The sequence below is a fragment of the Mycobacterium sp. 20KCMC460 genome (assembly GCF_022179425.1).
Classification (GTDB): domain Bacteria; phylum Actinomycetota; class Actinomycetes; order Mycobacteriales; family Mycobacteriaceae; genus Mycobacterium; species Mycobacterium kiyosense.
Genome location: NZ_AP025524.1, coordinates 960896 through 979107, shown reverse-complemented (window position 1 = coordinate 979107; position 18212 = coordinate 960896). Strand labels below are relative to the sequence as shown.

Genomic DNA, 18212 nt, shown 5'->3' with positions numbered 1-18212 from the left:
TCTCCCCTTTTATGGCGCGGACCTGCGCCGCGAGCGATTCACGATAACAGATCCGCGGTCCCCCAGTTGACGGCTTGATGCCGTCGTGAGATTCTTTCCTAGATCGTCTCACAGCGAAGGGGTGCGATGACGACCGAGGTAGAAGTCGCCATCATCGGGGCGGGCCCGGGCGGCATCTGCGCCGCTTACCAGCTGCTGCAACGCGGTATCACCGATTTCGTGATCCTGGAACGGGCCGACGACTTCGGCGGAACATGGCGCGACAACCACTACCCCGGATTGGCCGTGGACCTGCCCGGCGTCTTCTATCAACTGTCTTTCGCCCGAAACCCGGACTGGTCGCGACTGTTTCCCACCGGACCCGAACTTCATGCCTATCTGCGCCGGACGGCGCGCGAGCTGAACCTCTACCCGCACCTTCGTCCCGGATGCAACGTCGTCCGACAGACCTGGGCGGCCGACACCGACCGCTGGGAACTCGAAATCGCCGACCGGCCAACCATTTCGGCGCGCTTCCTGATCAATGCAGTCGGCGGCTACATCAACGCCGACCACACCACGGTAGTCCCGGGGATCGACGATTTCACCGGAACCGTGCTGCGGCCCAACGCGTGGGACGACGGCTACGACGTTCGGGGCAGACGCGTCGGCATCGTCGGAACGGGCTCCAGCGGCGTCCAGATCGCGGCCGCCCTGGCGCCGGTCGCCGCGAGCGTGGACGTCTACCAGCGCACCCCGGCGTGGATCCTGCCCAAGATCGACTTCGACGTACCACCCGCCCTCAAACGCCTGCAACGCATCCCGGGACTGGTCGCGGTGCTCAATTGGCTGGCCCGCATCCTCATGGACGTCGGCGTCGTGGCTCCGCTGATCCACGTGCTGTCCCGGCTCCCCGAAAGGGGGCTGACCAAAATCCTGCCGATCTACGACATCGGCTGGCGCGCCTTCTATCGCGCCTGGCTACGCGCCGTCGTGAAGGACGCGACCTATCGTGCGGCGCTGCTGCCCCGCTACGGCATGTACGCCAAGCGGCCCGTCATCTCCAGCGCGTTCCTGCCGGCGCTGAACCGCGATTCCGTGCGGCTGGTCACCAGCCCGATCTGCCGCGTCACCGAATCCGGGGTGAAGACCGAGGATTCGCGGCACTACCCGACCGATCTGCTGGTGCTGGCAACCGGATACGAACTGTACACCGACCCTGAGACCTACCGGCCCGCAACGGTTGTCGGCCGCGACGGGTTCGACCTGGCCGAGCATTTCCGCGCGCACGGCCTGCGCAGCTATGCCGGCAGCTGCTATCCGAACATCCCGAACCGCTGGGATCTGGTCGGACCGCGCGGCTATGTGGGACTGGCGTGGACGGATTGGGTGGAGACGACTGCTCTGCACGCGGTCCGGATGATCGACCACACCCGCCGGATCGGCGCCGCCACGGTGGAGGTCACCCAGCAGGCCTTCGATGCGTGGAACGCGCGAATGGACCGGCGCGCCAAGGCCTATCACGTCTACGTCACCAAGTGCAGTCCGAAGTTCCGGACGTACTTCGTCAACTCCCACGGCGAGACGCTCTATTACCGGCCGCAGACGATCCTCGGTTCGCGGTGGTTCGCCCGCCACTCTCCCCTGTCCGACTACCGGTTCAGCCACCCGACCCACCGACGGACGCCGACGGTGTTCGCCGACACCACTATCGGCGCATCCGGCGCCGCAAGGAGAGACCGATGACCACCATCTTCAATCCCGAAGACCTGCACAGCGTGGCCAAGGCCGCCGTCGGACTCGGCGACCGTAAGGCGGCATGCGAACAGATCGTCGCCGATCTGAAACGCAGTTACCCCAACCACATTCGCGACGACATCCCCTGGCTGCTGAACAACGCCGGTGGCGCCATGGGGCAGATGAAGCTGCTGCACGCCTCTCTCACCGAATACCTCATTCTGTTCGGCACCCCGATCGGCACCGAAGGCCACTCCGGGCGCTACCCGACCGAGGTATGGGACTTCGTGTTCGACGGCCAGGTCTGGTGCTACGAAGAGGGCGAACTCGATCGGGCCGAACATCACCCCGGCGACGTCGCCTATCTGGGCCGCGGTCGGGTCAAGGGATACTGCGCACCGGGCGGGGCGTACATGCTGGAATACGCGCGGGGCCCGATCCCCTCGATGATGGCCTTCGGCGTCGCCGACGCCGTCTTCAGCACCGTCGACGCACCGACGGTCGCCAAGACCGCCTGGTACTACGCGAAATTGACAGCGGCAAGCCTGCGGCGGGGCAAGATCTAGCCGCCGGCGGCGCCCGACCGTGAACGACACCGAACTGCTCGACCGGTTGCGGTCCTGGCTGCAGCAGCGCCTGGGCGGTCCCGTTGAACTGCAACCGCACCCGGCACCCGGCAGCGGTTTCTCCGCCGACAACCTGGTCTTCTCGGCTACGGTTGCCGGCCGCACCACCAAGCACATCCTGCGCCGGGACAGTCAAGGCGAATCGCCGTATCCCGAACAGGCGCCGGGACTGGGCACCGGAGTGTCACTGCAGTCGGCGGTGATGCGCGCACTGGACGGGATCGTGCCGGTGGCAACCGGAGTGCAGGTCGAGCAGGACCCGGCAGTGCTGGGCGTCCCTTTCATGGTGATGGATTTCGTGGCCGGCGTTGTGCCCATCGAGTACCCGGCGTGCACTCTCGAGGGCTTCTTCGCCGATGCGCCACCGAGGCTACGTGCGACCATGATCAGATCAGGACTGGAGACACTCGCCCGATTACACACCACCCCCTGGCGCTCGGCCGGCTTGTCGTTCCTGCACGACGAAGCCCGTCCCGCCGGCGCCGCCAGGCAGCTTGCGCTGTGGGAAGCCAAGCTGCGCAGCGGGTTACGGGGTCGCCGTGCCGACATCTTCGAGCGCGCTACTCAAGCGCTGCACGCGACGGTGCCATCGGCACCGCCGGCCGAGGAGGTGGTGCTCAGCTGGGGCGACGCCCGCCTGGGCAACATCATCTGGGACCCACGCACCGGAGAACCGTTGTGTGTGACCGATTTTGAAGGAGCCGCCGTCGGCGAGCGAGAGCTCGACCTGGGCTGGTGGCTGCTGGCCGACCGCTGGATGCACGAGGGTTCGGGCGCCGAGCGTCTGGACGGCGAACCCACCCGGCCCGAACAAGTCGCCCTGTACGAACGAGCGGCCGGAGTCCAGGTGGGCGAACTCGGCTGGTACGAACTGTTCGCGGCCTACCGGTTCGCCACCAGCGTCGTGACGGTGATGGACCGGTGGGTGCGGGACGGAAAGTTGCCCGACGACCACACGCTGTGGCGCGATAACCCGGCCACCGCACTGGTCGCGGCGATTCTCGACGAGCGGACGGCGGTGCAGCAATGAGAGTGGGCCCTTATGCCGACACCGGCGACGAGTTCCATCCCCCGGTGAACGACGACGATCACGAGTGGGCGGAGACCTGCTGGTTCACCTTCGCGGTGCCCGAGCGCCGGCTGTCCGGTCAACAGTACTGCTACTTCAAACCTACGCTCGGAGTCGTCGCAGCGGCTGCGTATGTCTGGGACGACACCGGCGATCAAGTGTGGAATTGCCGGTACGCCAAGAACTTCTGGCACCTGCCGTTTCCCGATGCATCGTTGTCGGATCTGACTCTGGCCAACGGCATTCGGCATCGGGTCCGGCAGCCGGGCGTATGCTACGCGATCGGCTACGACGACCCCGACGGCGACGAGCTCCACGTGGACCTCACCTTCACCGCGCTCAGCACGCCACACCTGCTGGGTGAGCATCACCTCGATCAACCCGGCCGCTGCGTCGGCGAGATCGTCTTGGGTGGCGAGTCGATCGCCGTCGATTCCTTCGGCTTTCGCGACCGGTCATGGGGCCGACGGACTCAGTACGGCCCGGGAATTCACGAAACACACTGCAAGACCGGTGGTTACAGCTATGCGACCGCCTCGGCCGAGGAGGCGTTCCTGGCGATCACCCTGGACTTCGGCGACGGATCGGCGATCGTCATCCATGGGTACTTGATCCGCGGCGGCCAGAAAGCCAATCTGGTCGGCGGCCGGCGCAGCGTCGACGAACGCGACCCGTCGACCGGGGCGCCGACCAAGGTGAGCGTCGAAGCCGTCGACGAACTCGGACGCACCCTGGCCGCCTCCGGTACGCCGCTGAACCGGCTCGGCTTCCTGGTCAACCCGAATTTGTGGACCTGGAACTGCCTCACCGAATGGAACTGGAACGGCATCAGTGCATTCGGTGAGGACCACGACAACTGGAGCGTCGCCGGGCAGCGGGAGTTCAGCAGGCAACTGCGGGCGCGCAGTGGTGGTCAGCGCTCCACATAACGAGAGATCAATTTGCTCAACTGCTCGGGTGCGTCGAGTTGGACGAAATGACCAGCACCCGAGATGATTTCGTGTTGACTTCCGGCAGGAAGGCTGGCCGCGCTCGCCGACGCCAACTCGACGTCCAATGCCCCGTCCACTTCGCCGTGCACGAGCAGGATCGGGGTCCGCAGCGCAGCTTTGCGCCAGGACCGGTGCAGCGGGCGGTAGGCCGGATGCTGACGCCGAGGCTGGAATTGGTGACGGTAGTAGGAGACGGCGGCTTTGCGGTGCGCGCGATCGGGCAGCGCGGCCCACAGGTACTCTAGGTCCGCGCTGGTGTCGTATCCGGGTGGGCACCAGTCCCGCCACAACCGTGGGATCACCCGGTCCAGGGTGCGCTCGGTTAATCCCGGAAGTTGTTGGTAGACAACGTACCAACTGTTGCGGGTCTGCGCGGGCAGGCGCCGCAGCGGCCGGGTTCCCAGTCCCTGCCGGAACCCGTGGAGCACCGGGGTGGCCAGGGCGATCACCGTTGCGAACGGTGAATCGTCATGCGCGGCAAGCGCAACGGCGGTGAAACCACCCCAATCGTGACCCAGCAGCACCGCGTCGGCGGGACTGTCCAGATGGCGGTGCAGCGCGATCGAATCGAACATCAGGGCGCCGATGTGATAGTCGCCGTCTCTGGGGATCTCGGTCGGGCAGTAACCGCGGCTGAACGGCGCCACTACGCGATAGCCCTGCGCCGCCAGCAGCGGCCCGAGTCGCCGCCACGTCCAGGCCGTGTCCGGATAGCCGTGCAGGCACAGGATCAGCCGACCATCCGGCGGGCCCCACGCCAGCGCCGAAACCCGCAGGTGGGGCAGATCGAACATCAGGGCCTGCGGTGCGGACGTCATGCCCGCGCGGTGTCGGGGACAACGGCCGGTGATTGCCGCCCGGCGCGAAGGAAACTTCCGGTGCGTACCGTGCCGAGCAGTTCGGTGGGCTTGCCGTCGATGACGACGGGCGCTCCGCTGATGAGCACCGCCTTGACCGCGTCGTCGTTGCGGTTGACCATTCGCACCATGCCGTCGTACTGCTCGGCGGGCGCTTCGGCGTAGGCGTCGACGGACTCGTCGAGGTGCTCGGGGTCGAGGATGGCCAGGTCGGCACGGTCACCGACACGCAAGTGTCCGGCATCCAGGCCGTACCACTCGGCCAGTTCACCGCTCATCCGGTGCACCGCACGCTCGACGGTCATGAACGGCGTGCCCGCGCGCTCTGCGTCGCGGACCCGTTTGAGCAGACGCAGCCCCATGTTGTAGAACGCCATGTTGCGCATGTGGGCGCCGGCGTCGGAGAACCCCATCTGCACGTGGGCATCTTTGGACAACCGGTTGAGCACGTGTGGGCGGTGATTCTGAATGGTGGTGTACCAACGCACCGCCTTGCCGTGTTCGAGCACCAGATCCAGGAATGCGTCGACCGGGTGCAGCCCGCCACGCTCCAATCCGACTTGACCAAACGACTTTCCGATCACCGAGCGGTCGGGACAGTCGACGATTTCGGCGTCGAAGAAGTCACGGTGCCACACCTTGATGCCGAATTTCTTGTCGTAGTCCTTGCGGAACCGGCGACGGTAGGCCTCGTCGGCCATCAGCTCGTCGCGCTCGACGCAGTCGGCCAGGTGCATCGCCTCTTCCCCGGAGCCGAACTCCTCGAAGATGACGAAGTCGATGCCGTCGGCGTAGACGGTGAACGGCACCGGCAGGTGCTGGAACCGGAAGTCCCCGCCGAGTCCGTTGGCCAGCGACGACACCGTCTTGAGCGCAAAGATGCTGCCCCGGTTGGATTTTGGGTCGGCGGCGGCCAGCAGGCTGGTCTTGAGCGGCTTGCGGAACAGACCGGTCGAGTGCAGTGCGTGCGCCAGCAGGTCAGTGGGCTTGCGGATGTTCGGCGCCGACTGCACCACCGCGCCGCGGCGGCGCAGCAACGCCTTGAGGCGGCGGAACTCGCGGCCGCCGGCGTAGGTCGAGGGCACCGCGCGGGATCGGCAGCGGTCGCCGTCGAGCTTGTCGAACTCCAGGTTCATCGCCGACATTCCGACGAAACCGGCGTCCAGCGCCTCGGCAAGCATGCGTTCCATTTGCTCGAGTTCGTCCCGGGTCGGCTTGACCCGACGGTCGGTGGCACGTTCCAGCCCCATCACCGCGGTCCGGATGTCGGAGTGCCCGATGAACGAACACACGTTGGGCCCCAGCGGAAATGACTCCAATGCGTTGATGTACTGCTCGCAGTTGGCCCACGTCTTGTGCTCGGCGAGTGCCTTGACGACGTGGTCACGCGGGATCGCCTCGACTCGGCCGAACAAGTCCCCGGCGTCCTCGGGGTCGACGTGGACGGTGGAGATCGAGCACGACCCCACCGTCACCGTCGTCACGCCATGGCGGACCGACTCCGCAAGGCCGGGACCCTTGAGCACCTCGACGTCGTAGTGGGTGTGAATGTCGATGAAGCCGGGCACCACCCACGCCCCGGTCGCATCGATGACGCGTGCGCAGCCGGCGTCGTCGATTTCGTCCGGCGTGACCGCGGCGATCCTGCCGTTCTTGATGCCGATATTGCGCACCGCCGACGGCGCTCCGGTGCCGTCGAACCAGCGCCCGTGGCGAATGATCGTGTCGAAGGCCATGACCGCCACTCCCTCCTGGGTTGCAGGTTGAGCCTAATCGTCGAACCGTCGTGAGACGGATTCTGATAGTGTCTCACAAAGCACCGGTGCGCGGCAACGCGGTGGCTCGTCTGCGAATTACTGCGAGTACAGCGGAATTAGTCGTGACGGAAATGAATTCCCTGTTCAGGACGGGCAGTTTTCGGACTGGCAAATCGGGTGGACGCTTCACTAAGACCCGATGCGGGAGCGTATCGCCAAAGTGCAGCACCCAGCGCCGCAGACCACCGGTACAACGACCTGTGCGACCTGATGGCGCGCGCCGCGCGCGGTGCGGTCAATCTGCTCACCCGGAAATACCGGCTGAACGACTTTCAGTGTGCCATAGACGATCTCGACAGCGGCGATATTCGCGGACGTGCCGTCCCCATCGCTTGACCACGACACGGACGTCCACGCGCCGCCCGCATGCACCGCCAGCCGGCCGGGGACGTAACGTCTCAGCCATGCGCACCCATGGGTGGGGCGGCGCCAAGCCCGCGTCGGACGAAGAGGCGATCGAACGCATCCTGGATGCGGCCAGCCAGGCGATCGACGAACGCGGCAGCGCCATCCGCATCGCAGATGTAGCCCGAACGCTGGGGGTCTCGCGCCAGACCGTCTACAACTACTTCCCCGGAACCAACACTTTGCTGGAGGCAGCGGCCACCCGGTCCGGGATGCGGTTCATCGATCGGCTCGCCGAGCACCTCGCCGGGATCACCGACCCCATCGACGCCTTGGTGGAGAGCCTGGCGTTCACCCTGGAGTGGCTGCCCGGCGACAAGCACGTGCAGTTGATGCTGATCCACGACTTCACCCGGGCCTCCACCGGGGTGACGTCGGATTTGGGCATCCGATTCGGCCACGGCCTGCTGGCCGGCCTGGATGTCGACTGGGCCGGCCTCGGGCTCGACGACGCCGACCTCGACGACCTGGCCGAATACACGCTGCGGATCCTGCAGTCGTTCATGATCGACCCGGGCCGGCCGCCGCGCACCGGCGCGGTGCTGCGCGCCTACCTGCGCCGCTGGGTGGCGCCGGTGCTCGCGGCCGAGATCGCCGGCCACCGCATCGCGGCCGAACCTCAGGCGTCGAATTGACGCCTTCGGTAAGCTGTCCAGTCGAGTGAGGTGATGGCAGTGAGTTACGACGCAGTGGTCGCAAACGGCCGATGGTTCGACGGCACCGGCGGACCGTCGGCGATCCGGGACATCGGTATCCGCGACGGCCGGGTGGCAGCCGTGTCGGCGACCCGACTGGACACCGAGGGTTGCCCGAATGTCATTGATGCCCAAGGAAAATGGGTTATCCCGGGCATCATCGACATTCACACCCACTACGACGCCGAGGTGCTGGCGGCACCGGAACTCTCCGAATCGCTGCGCCACGGCGTCACCACGATCGTGTTGGGGTCGTGCTCGCTGTCCACCGTGCACGTCGACGCTCACGAGGCCGCCGACCTGTTCGGGCGGGTGGAGGCGATCCCGCACGAGCACGTGGTGCGCATCGTCGGCGAACACAAGACGTGGCACAACGCCGGCGAGTACATCGAGGCGTTGGAGTCGCTGCCGCTGGGCCCCAACGTGACCGCGTTCATCGGCCACTCGGACATGCGCACGGCGGTGATGGGACTGGACCGGGCCACCCGCCACGACGTCCGCCCCAGCAAAGCCGAGCAGGACCGGATGGAACAGATGCTGAGCGAGGCACTCGACGCCGGTTTCATCGGAATGTCTTCGCAGCAACTGCTTTTCGACAAGATCGACGGCGAAACCTGCCGGTCGCGGACGCTGCCGTCGACTTACGCGAAGGGACGGGAACTACGGCGGCTGAAGTCGCTGCTGCGCCGCACCGGGCGAACCCTGCAGTCCGGGCCCGACATCAGCCATCCGCAGAACATCGTCTCGCAGGCGCTGCAGTCGCTGGGTATTCGCCGCCCCCACCTCAAAACCAGTCTGCTGGCCGCCGCCGACATGAAGTCCGCCCCGGGCAGCGTCTGGCTCACGAGTTTCCTTGCGGCCATGGTGAACCGGTTCGGCGGCGACTTCCGCTTCCAGCACCTGCCGGTGCCCTTCGAGGTGTACGCCGACGGGATAGACCTGGTGGTGTTCGAGGAGTTCGGCGCCGGGGCGGCCGCGCTGCACCTCAAGGACGAACTGGAGCGCAACGAGCTGCTGCGCGACGAGGAGTACCGGCGGCAGTTCCGCAAGGATTACGACACCAAGTTCGGGCCGCGCGCCTGGCATCGGGATTTCTTCGACGCCGAGATCGTGTCGTGCCCCGACGAATCGGTGGTGGGCAAGTCGTTCGGGCAGGTCGGCGTGGAACGCGGCGGCCTGCACCCGGTGGACGCCTTTCTCGATCTGGTTCTCGAACACGGCACCAAGATCCGCTGGCGCACAACCATTTCCAACCACCGGCCCAAAATGTTGCGCCGCCTGGCCCGGATGAACGGCCTGCAGATCGGATTCTCCGACGCCGGCGCGCACCTGCGCAACATGGCGTTCTACAACTCCGGGCTGCGTCTGCTTCGCCACGTGCGCGACGCCGAGCGCGAGGGCAAGCCGTTCCTGTCGGCCGAGCGCACGGTACACCGGCTCACCGGGGAACTGGCCGACTGGTACGGGCTGGACGCCGGTCACCTGCGGGTGGGCGACTGGGCCGACCTGGTGGTCCTCGACCCGCAACGCCTCGACGACTCGCTGGACGCCTACCACGAGGCCGGTGTCGAAGCCTACGACGGACTATCCCGGATGGTGAACCGCAACGACGCGACGGTGCAGGCCGTCTTCGTCTCCGGCCGGGAAGTGTTCCGTGACGGTCGGCCCACCGAGATCCTCGGGCGCCAGCGCACCGGCGGCTTCCTGCGCGCCGGCCGGCGCAGTCGCACTGTGCCGCAACCGGTCACCGCGCCGGGCGACGCGCTCCCAGCCTGAAGACTTGCCAACCGGCGCGCTCCCAGCGGGCCACGTCCAGGCAGTTGCGGCCGTCGACGACGACGCGGGCCCTGACCCGGTCGGCGAGGTCGGCGGGATCGAGGTCGACGAACTCCCGCCATTCGGTGAGCACCAGCACCGCATCGGCGCGCTCGCAGGCCTCTTCGACCGAGACCGCGTAGTTCAGGGTCGGGAACAGCCGGCTGGCGTTGTCCAGTGCCTTGGGGTCGTAGACGTTCACCGCGGCGCCGTTGAGCTGTAACTGGCCGGCCACGTTGAGGGCGGGTGAGTCGCGCACGTCGTCGGATTCGGGCTTGAACGCCGCGCCGAGCACCGCGATGTTGGCGCCCAGCAGCGAGCCGCCGCATGCCGCGGTGGCCAGTTCGACCATGCGGGTGCGGCGGCGCATGTTGATGCTGTCCACTTCGCGCAGGAAGGTCAGAGCTTGGTCGGCGCCCAGCTCGCCGGCCCGCGCCATGAACGCGCGGATGTCCTTGGGTAGGCAGCCGCCGCCGAAACCCAAACCGGCGTTGAGGCATTGGCGCCCGATGCGGGGGTCGTAGCCGAGCGCGTCGGCCAGCACGCTGACGTCGGCGCCCGCGGCCTCGCACACCTCGGAGATGGCGTTGATGAACGAAATCTTGGTTGCCAGAAAGGCATTCGCCGATACCTTGACGAGTTCGGCGGTCTGCAGGTCGGTTACCAGAAACGGCACCTCGGCCGCCAGCAGGGGCCCGTACAGTTCCCGCACCGCGGCCTCGGCGCGTGCCGAGCCATCCTGGACGCCGAGCACTATGCGGTCCGGGTGCAGCGTGTCGTGCACCGCGTACCCTTCCCGCAGAAACTCCGGGTTCCAAGCGATTTCGACGTCGACTCCCTCAGGCGCCAGCGCCGCCGCGCGCCGGGCCAGCTCGGCCGCGGTGCCGACCGGCACCGTCGACTTGCCGACCAGAACTGACGCCCTGCTCAGGCGAGGCACCAACGCGTCGATGACGGCATGCACGTGCCTCAGGTCGGCGCCGTATTCGCCCTTCTTCTGCGGGGTTCCGACGCCCAGGAAGTGGACGTCGGCGAATTCCGCCGCCATGTCGTAGTCGGTGGTGAAATGCAGCCGTCCCGCAGCGAGGTTGGCAGTCAACAATTTTCGCAAGCCGGGCTCGTAGAAGGGGATGTCGCCGCCGGCCAGCTTCGCCACCTTGCCGGGGTCGATGTCGACCCCGACGACTTCGTGCCCCAACTCCGCCATTCCGACGGCGTGCGTGGCACCCAGATAACCCGTGCCGAAAACGGTGCACCTCATACCACCGTGTGTAGGGCGTCGCGATGAGCTGACCGCATCGCGACGCTGAACGGCAGATGACAGCTATCCGGCGAAATCAGATGCCGGGGACGAATGGGATGTTGAACCCGCCACGACCGCCACCACCGTGACCGCCACCGTGGCCGCCGCCTCCGCCGCCTGGCCCCTTGCCGAAACCGGGCGGCCCGCCACCGCGACCGCCGGGCCCCTGCGGACTGATCGGGAGCTGGGGAGTGAAGATCGGCGGCAGCACCGGAACCGGCACCGGCACGGGCGCCGCGGGTGCGGGAGCAGCGGGTGCCGGGATTTCGACGGGGGCCGGCGCCTCGGGCACCGGCGCCGGCGCCTGCGGGACGTTGACCGGGGCCTGCGGCGCCGGAGCCTGCTCAGGCACTTGCGGCGCCGGAGCCTGCTCGGGAGCCGGGCTGGGCACCTGCTGGGGAGCGGGTGCCTGCGGCGCGGGCGCCTGGGGCGCGGGAGCTTCGGGCGCCTGCGAGTGGGGTGCCACGATGGCCTGCCCGGGCTCCGGCCGCGTGCTGGAGGTGCTACGCATGCTCACCGCCAGTGAAACCACCAGGGACGCGACGCCGATGACGAAGATCGACGCCAGGATGCTGCCGAGCAGCGCGAACGGCTTGCTGTCCTCCTGCTCGCCGAGGTCGTGTTCACTGTCCAAGGCGCTGTATGCCAGTCCGTCGTCGACGTCGTCGAACAGGGCGGGCTCCAGCGCGTATGCCTCGAGAGTGCCGGTGCTGGGGGCCTGGGCGTAGGCCTGCGCCGTCGTCGACGAAGAGAGCAGCGGAAAGTTCGCCGACGCCAGCGCTGCACCGCGGGCCAGTGCCGTCTCCGGCTCCTCGGCCGCGGTCACCGGCAAGGTGGTGGCCGCTTCGAGGGTCGGCTTGATCAGCGGGATGTCCACGCCGGAGCCGACCACGAACAGCGCGTCGGGGCGCGTCTCCAACGCCTCGGCGCCGGCGGCGAGCTCGGCCAGCTGGGCCACCGCGGCGTCGTCGTCGTCGGGCAGCGGCTGACGGTGGATGTCGGTGATCGAGCCGTCGGCGCTGTCCACGACGGCAAGAGTCGCGGTGTCGGGCTCGATGAACAGCAGCGCGGTCTGCGCGTAGTTCGTCTCGTTGCCGACCGAATGCGCCAGTGCGGCGGCAGCCAGGAACGCCGAGACCAGCATGACGTTCTCGATCTTGCGGTTGGCCAGCGCGTCGCGCAGCGCCTCGGCCTGCTCTTGGTCCCGCCAGGTGACACCGGTCGCCGCCAGCTGGTAGCCGCCCTCGGCGGCGCCTTCGCGGGTCCCCAGAATCGCCGAGATCACCTGCTCGGCGGCGTCGGTGTTGGCCACCGCCGGGTCGGCGGCGACGTCGAATACTTCCTGGTCGACGAGGGCGCCGTCACCGTTCTCGCCCTCTACCAGGACCATCCCGACTGCCGAGGGTGCCATTGACACACCAAGGACGGTGTCCACAATTCCCCCAATCGACTCCGCAGCTTCCCCACCCGTTCACCACGGTACCCAGGGGCGGCCCGGCTTATCCATCTGAGAACGCTTTGTCCGCAAAGTCACGGCTGTGGCCTGGGGCTATCTAGTGGTGGCCGCCTCCACCGCCACCAAAGCCGCCGCCCCCGTGGCCGCCGCCACCGAAGCCACCGCCGCCACCGCCGAAGCCGCCGCCGCCATGGCCGCCGCCCCCGAACCCACCGCCGGGACCGCCGCCGCCGAAGCCGCCCCCGGGACCACCGCCGCCACCGAACGGACCGCGGGCACCGGGGCCGCCACCAAACCCGCCACCCGGACCGCCCCCACCGAACGGACCGCGCTCAGCAGGCCCACCGCCGAAGCCGCCACCCGGACCTCCGCCACCGAACGGACCGCGCTCAGCGGGGCCACCGGGACCACCGCCGGAACCACCGCCACCGAACGGACCGCGGGTACCCGGCCCCCCGCCGAACGGACCCCGCTCAGGGGGCCCACCACCGAACGGACCCCGCTCAGGGGGACCGCTACCGAACCCACCCCCAGGACCACCGCCGCCCGGCATGCCGGGAATGCCGCCGGGGATGCCGGGGACACCCGCCGCACCGGGACCGCCGCCACCGAACGGACCCCGAGCAGGGTTGGACGGCCCGCGCCCGGGCACACTCTCAGCCGGCGGACTCTTGACGATCGGGGCCTGCGGCACCGGGTTCTCCACGCGCGGCGGAGAGGCCGGCACCTGCAGCTGGGGCGCCTGTATCGCCGGTGGCCGCAGCAGCGTCGCGGGACCAGGTACCTGGATCTGCGGCACCACTACCGGCGGGGCCAGGACCACGTCGGGCACCCGCGGAGCCGGCGCGGCCGGTGCCGGAATGGCGGGGGCAGCCGGCACGACGGGAGCAGCGGGTGCGGCGGGAGCGGGGGCCCGGACCGGCACCTGCGGGGTACCACCCTGCGGAACGCTCGGCAGATTGATCTTCGGCTGCTGCGGTGCGGCGACCACCGGCGGTGCCGGCGCTGACTGGGTGGGCATGACCAGGTGGTTTTGGCTGGGTATCGGCTGCAACGCGACCGTCGGGCGGATATCGAGCGCCAAGGCCACCTCGAATGCCACCACGGCGGCAGTGGCGGCCACCGCCAGGCCGCTGCCGACCAGCAGCGCGGGCCTGCGCCGGGCGGTGTCGGCGGTGTCGTCGTCCTCGTAGTCGTCGACGGTCTCGAAGACGTCGGTCGCGCAGGGGTCGTAGGCGAAGTCGCGGCCGGTGACCGCGTCCGCAGCATCGACATCCTGCGCATAGGCCAGCGCGGCGGTGCTCGCGGCGAACAACGGCGAACTGCCCGAGGCCAGCGCCGCACCGCGAGCCAGCGCCATCTCTGGTTCCTCGGGCACACTCACGTCCAGCGTCGTCGCCGCATCCAGCGCCGGCTTGATCAGCGGGACGTCGACTCCCGAACCGATCACATAGATGCCGTCCGGCTGGGTCGGCATCGACTCGGCGCCCGCGACCAGCTGCTGCAGCTCGGCGATCGCGGTGTCGTCGTCGGCGGCCAACTGCTGGCGAAGCACGTCGCACAGCGCGCCGTCAGCGGTGTTCACCACCGCCAAGGTCGCGGTGTCGGGCTCGATGAACAGCACGCCGGTGCGGCGGTAGCCCATGGAACCCCCGACGGCCTGACCCATCGCGGCCGCGGCCAGAAACGCCGAGACCAACATGACGTTTTCCATCTTGCGGGCCGCCAGCGCGTCGCGCAGCGCCGCAGCCTGCTCCTGGTCCGTCCAGCTGACGCCGACAGAGGCTAGGCGCAGTCCAGCGTCGGCCGCGCCTTCACGGGTGCCGAGGATCGCCTGAACCACCTGGTCAGAAGACCGCATCGCGGCCGGATCGTCACCCAGGCGGAAGCTGTCCTCCTCGACGATGACACCGTCCGCGTCTTCGCCTTCGACCAGTGCGATGCGCACAGCATTGGGGGCCATCGACACCCCTAGTACGACATCCACAACCCCTCCCGAAGGTCTCGTCACGAATTGGAGGAGGACAGGTTCAACCTCAAATGGTAGCCCTGCTAACGATGTCGGCGCAGCCTCGGGAGCTATGTAGAACTTATGAAGTTCTGATACGAGCGTGACGGCGTGGGACCGCGCTGACCTTGGTATTTGGACCCCACGCCAGCGCTGCCGTAGGGACGTTCAGACGGGCTGGTGAGCCGCAGCAGGCACAACTGGCCGATCTTCATCCCCGGCCAAAGGGTGATCGGCAGGTTGGCCACGTTGGACAGCTCGAGGGTTATGTGTCCGCTGAAGCCCGGGTCGATGAAGCCGGCGGTCGAGTGAGTCAGCAGTCCCAGCCGACCGAGGGAGGACTTGCCCTCCAGGCGTCCCGCCAGATCGTCGGCCAGCGTCACCGTTTCCAGCGTCGAGCCGAGCACGAACTCACCCGGGTGCAGCACGAATGGCTCGCCCTCGTCGGGTTGCACCAGGGTGGTCAGTTCGTCCTGCTGCTTGGCCGGGTCAATGTGGGTGTAGCGGGTGTTGTTGAAGACCCGGAAGAGGCAGTCGAGACGGACGTCGATGCTGGAGGGCTGCACCAAAGTGTCGTCGAACGGGTCGATTTGCAGCCGCCCGGCGGAGATTTCGGCTCTGAGGTCACGATCGGAGAGCAGCACGCGACGAGCGTATCTGCCGCCCCGGGTCAGCGGACGTAGATCTCGTCTCCGGTGGGGTATCCACCGCCGGTGGTGGTGACATGCACGTGGTCGTAGTGCCCGTAGCCGCCGGACTGTGCGCCGCCGCCGGGCGTGTAGTAGGTGCCGCGCCAGATGGCGTCCTGGATGCCGAACCGGTCGGCGTTCTGCATGACGAACGTGACGATCGCGTTGCCCAGCTCGATGCCTTCCTCCGAGCTCGGGTCGGGGATCATCACGTCTACTGCCAGGCCCTCGGGATGCCAGCGCAGGGCGTCGGGACGAACACCGCCCATCTGGTGGATCTCCGGGAACATCGCACTGATGGCGCGCTCCACCAGGATGGTCTTGACCTGCAAGCCTTGCTCCGGTGCGCGTCCGGCGGGCAGCGCCCGGCTGCCCAGGTCGACACGCGATCGGTCGGCACGGGTGCGCTGCGCCGGGGCCATCTCTTCGATGTCGAACCGCATGCGAGAGGTGTCGAGCGCCTGCGCTTCTTCTGTCGCAATCTGAATGCAGCATGGCGGTCGGGAATTGTTTGTGGCGACCGGCTTTATCTCTGCGCGGGCGGCGGTGGGGTTCACGTCGGCGCCGAGCGCGCCGGCCACCGCGAAGAGCGCAGCCGCCGGGACGATGGCCTTAGCCAGCCATGCTGGCGCCTTTCGCCTCTTCGTGGCTAACTCGTGCCTGCCCACAAAAGGTCACGATAGAGGGTTACGAATAATAACGAAAGGGTAAACGCATTCATGTTCGACCATTTATGAGAATCGTCGTTGCGGCTTACATCGCTGTAATTCGGGCGGCTTCGGGGGTACGTCGACGCGCAGCTCCGACAGCTCGTTGGGCATCTGGCGCGCGTAGCCTCGCCAGCACCAACCGGAGGCCGGCAGCGCCGGCGCGACGACGGGCGAGCGCGCAAACATGTTGTAGCGCAAGGTGATTCGCGTTTGGATCCTTGCAGGAGTGCAGGGGGATTCACCGTCGATCCGGTTGAGCGGCGTCCAGTGGGCCCCGCAGATCTCAACGGCGATAGCGGGGCTCGTCGACCTCGCCGACGGTCTCGCGGAGGGCCCCGGAGCCTCCGCCGGGTGGGTGGGTCCCGGCCTGCCCGACGGTGCTGTGCAAGTGGCCAGCATCACGTCCGCTGACGGCCACGATCGGCCGCACGGGACCGTATCGGCATCTGGTCGTCCCTCTCGAGGAGGCCGCGGAGGGCTTCCCGGTAGTCACCGGAATCGACCGGGATTGTTCGACCCCCGCCCCGGTTTCGATCGGCCGGTGCTAGCCTTTCTGAGCACTGTGCCGATGTAGTTCAATGGCAGAACATCAGCTTCCCAAGCTGAATACGCGGGTTCGATTCCCGTCATCGGCTCCACGTCTAGCAGGGCCGACGTGCCCAGTAGGTGCTCCGCTGAAGCGGACGGTCCCGTAACGGTCCCGTGAGCCGGTTCGCTATGTAGCGCTGAATCGAAGCCGGCAAGCTGCCAGCCGTGGGGAAACGGGTGGCGGTCGAGGATTGGCTTCGTGCACGGTGCAGCGCATATGACTTTGGTATCGGCGGCGTGTACCGCCTCCGAGGCGAGTACAAGTGGCCGCTCGTCGCGAAGGACGAAGCGGACCTCCAGCAGGGGCTGGAGACCGGCTGCCATATCTTGCCGCTGCCCAAAGGAACCCGCCGCACTCGCCAACGTGATGGAGGTCGGCATCGTGAGCTCCCTTGTTGACTTAGTAGAGAAGCTCGACGGAGCCAACGCGACTCGGGGCACTGAGCGTGGCTATCCCGATCTTGAACTCAACGGACCCGCGTTCGCCGGTGGCTTTTACGCGGTCGACATCAAGGTGGCCCGGCGCGCATTACGGCAAACGGGCAACCTCTCGACACGACCCGGAGCCGCATCACGCTCTACACCGGCAACACGTACTTCCGGCACCCCAAGATTTCGTTCCCCGGCACGATGCGCCCGTTCGCCGACTACACGACCCATCTCGATGTCCCGCCTGACTTAGGTCACCTTCGGCCGTCTTTTGAAACTGCGATTCGCTGACCTGCGAGTTCTGTTAGCTTAGTGCCCTGTTTGGGGCACTAAGCGGGTAGTTTCGGGCGGTGGCGTACGTGCGGAAGGTGCGCACGGCCTCGGGCGCGGTGGCGGTGCAGGTCGTGCGGAAACATCGAGGTCAGCGGACAATCCTGGCGCATGTGGGATCGGCGCACACCGATGCTCAGCTGGGGATTTTGCTTGAGCAGGCCCGCCGTATCGCGGCCGAGGATCAAGGCGTTCTCGATATCGAGGTGCCCGCTCGGACCCAGTCCATCGATGGCGTCGCCGACTGGCGCTCGGGCACCTTGTCCTTGTCGCCAGGTGTGTCCAAGGGTGCTCCGGTGCCGGCCGGGCGTACCGCGGCCACACATTCGCGGTTGCTCTACGACGTGCTCGGCACGGTTTATGACTGGCTGGGCTTCGATGTGGTCGAGGACTCGGTGTTTCGGGACTTGGTGATCGCCCGGATCGTCGAGCCCACTAGCAAGGTCGACGCTGCCCGAGTACTCGCTGACCTCGGTGCAGACACCGTGTCCTACAGGACGGTTCAACGGCATCTCGCCAAGGTCAACACCGGCAACTACCGGGAGCAGATCGCGGCCGAATGCTTCACCCACGCCTCGGATCGGGGCGGGCTGAGCCTTCTGCTCTATGACGTCACCACCCTGTATTTCGAGGCCGAGATGAGGACGACCTGCGCAAGGTCGGGTATTCCAATTATCCCGAGGTCGTGATTATGCCGATCCCGGTGC

14 protein-coding genes, 1 tRNA gene and 1 pseudogene are annotated in these 18212 nt (G+C 67.4%); 9 read left to right on the top strand and 7 right to left on the bottom strand.

Annotated elements, in window-relative coordinates; genetic code table 11:
- Positions 1-126 precede the first annotated feature (126 nt).
- From MKCMC460_RS04450 to MKCMC460_RS04435, 4 genes are read left to right on the top strand one after another with little or no spacing between them, the layout of a single operon-like run.
- On the top strand, positions 127-1725 hold the full coding sequence (locus tag MKCMC460_RS04450) for an NAD(P)/FAD-dependent oxidoreductase (RefSeq protein WP_236980403.1): 1599 nt from the start codon (positions 127-129) through the stop codon (positions 1723-1725).
- Positions 1722-2282 (top strand): ERG2 family protein, encoded by a 561-nt coding sequence (locus MKCMC460_RS04445; protein WP_238305343.1) that lies wholly within the window; start codon positions 1722-1724, stop codon positions 2280-2282. Before MKCMC460_RS04450 ends, MKCMC460_RS04445 begins: the two co-directional genes overlap by 4 nt.
- A gap of 19 nt (positions 2283-2301) precedes the next feature.
- Positions 2302-3372: a phosphotransferase family protein gene (locus tag MKCMC460_RS04440; RefSeq protein ID WP_236980399.1), complete on the top strand. Its 1071-nt coding sequence runs from the start codon at positions 2302-2304 to the stop codon at positions 3370-3372.
- Entirely contained in the window at positions 3369-4340 is a 972-nt protein-coding gene (locus MKCMC460_RS04435) for a hypothetical protein (RefSeq protein WP_236980397.1), read from the top strand. The genes MKCMC460_RS04440 and MKCMC460_RS04435 overlap by 4 nt, the downstream gene beginning before the upstream one ends.
- Here the strand turns inward: MKCMC460_RS04435 and MKCMC460_RS04430 are convergent.
- Positions 4325-5221 carry an alpha/beta fold hydrolase gene (locus tag MKCMC460_RS04430; RefSeq protein WP_236980395.1) on the bottom strand — a complete coding sequence of 299 codons (897 nt, stop codon included), beginning with the start codon at positions 5219-5221 and terminating at the stop codon, positions 4325-4327. The genes MKCMC460_RS04435 and MKCMC460_RS04430 overlap by 16 nt on opposite strands.
- Positions 5218-6996, bottom strand: coding sequence for an amidohydrolase family protein (locus MKCMC460_RS04425; RefSeq protein ID WP_236980393.1), 1779 nt, complete (start codon positions 6994-6996; stop codon positions 5218-5220). The genes MKCMC460_RS04430 and MKCMC460_RS04425 overlap by 4 nt, the downstream gene beginning before the upstream one ends.
- Before the next feature lie 198 nt (positions 6997-7194).
- On the opposite strand from MKCMC460_RS04425, the gene MKCMC460_RS04420 reads away from it, so the two are divergent.
- From MKCMC460_RS04420 to MKCMC460_RS04410, 3 genes are all read left to right on the top strand, one after another.
- The gene (locus MKCMC460_RS04420) at positions 7195-7413 is read left to right on the top strand and encodes a hypothetical protein (RefSeq protein ID WP_236980391.1); all 219 of its coding nucleotides are present in this window, start codon (positions 7195-7197) and stop codon (positions 7411-7413) included.
- A 68-nt stretch (positions 7414-7481) separates the two neighbouring features.
- On the top strand, positions 7482-8117 hold the full coding sequence (locus tag MKCMC460_RS04415) for a TetR/AcrR family transcriptional regulator (protein WP_238305342.1): 636 nt from the start codon (positions 7482-7484) through the stop codon (positions 8115-8117).
- A gap of 39 nt (positions 8118-8156) precedes the next feature.
- Complete coding sequence (locus MKCMC460_RS04410) at positions 8157-9953, top strand: amidohydrolase family protein (protein ID WP_370653069.1); 1797 nt, start codon at positions 8157-8159, stop codon at positions 9951-9953.
- Here the strand turns inward: MKCMC460_RS04410 and MKCMC460_RS04405 are convergent.
- From MKCMC460_RS04405 to MKCMC460_RS04385, 5 genes are all read right to left on the bottom strand, one after another.
- Positions 9922-11253 (bottom strand): UDP-glucose/GDP-mannose dehydrogenase family protein, encoded by a 1332-nt coding sequence (locus tag MKCMC460_RS04405; RefSeq protein ID WP_236980387.1) that lies wholly within the window; start codon positions 11251-11253, stop codon positions 9922-9924. The genes MKCMC460_RS04410 and MKCMC460_RS04405 overlap by 32 nt on opposite strands.
- Positions 11254-11329: 76 nt before the next feature.
- The gene (locus MKCMC460_RS04400; RefSeq protein WP_236980385.1) at positions 11330-12706 is read right to left on the bottom strand and encodes a hypothetical protein; all 1377 of its coding nucleotides are present in this window, start codon (positions 12704-12706) and stop codon (positions 11330-11332) included.
- Positions 12707-12848: 142 nt separating this feature from the next.
- Positions 12849-14714: a hypothetical protein gene (locus tag MKCMC460_RS04395; protein ID WP_238305341.1), complete on the bottom strand. Its 1866-nt coding sequence runs from the start codon at positions 14712-14714 to the stop codon at positions 12849-12851.
- A 116-nt stretch (positions 14715-14830) separates the two neighbouring features.
- Positions 14831-15403 carry a dCTP deaminase gene (dcd, locus tag MKCMC460_RS04390; RefSeq protein WP_236980381.1) on the bottom strand — a complete coding sequence of 191 codons (573 nt, stop codon included), beginning with the start codon at positions 15401-15403 and terminating at the stop codon, positions 14831-14833.
- A gap of 26 nt (positions 15404-15429) precedes the next feature.
- Positions 15430-16116, bottom strand: coding sequence for a hypothetical protein (locus MKCMC460_RS04385; protein WP_236980379.1), 687 nt, complete (start codon positions 16114-16116; stop codon positions 15430-15432).
- A gap of 606 nt (positions 16117-16722) precedes the next feature.
- Between MKCMC460_RS04385 and MKCMC460_RS04380 the strand changes: the two genes are divergently transcribed.
- Both MKCMC460_RS04380 and MKCMC460_RS04375 read left to right on the top strand, forming a co-directional pair.
- Positions 16723-16796: transfer RNA gene (locus MKCMC460_RS04380), tRNA-Gly, on the top strand.
- Between the two features lie 729 nt (positions 16797-17525).
- A pseudogene (locus MKCMC460_RS04375) lies at positions 17526-18196 on the top strand (IS1634 family transposase); the annotation flags it as partial.
- Between the last annotated feature and the right edge of the window lie 16 nt (positions 18197-18212).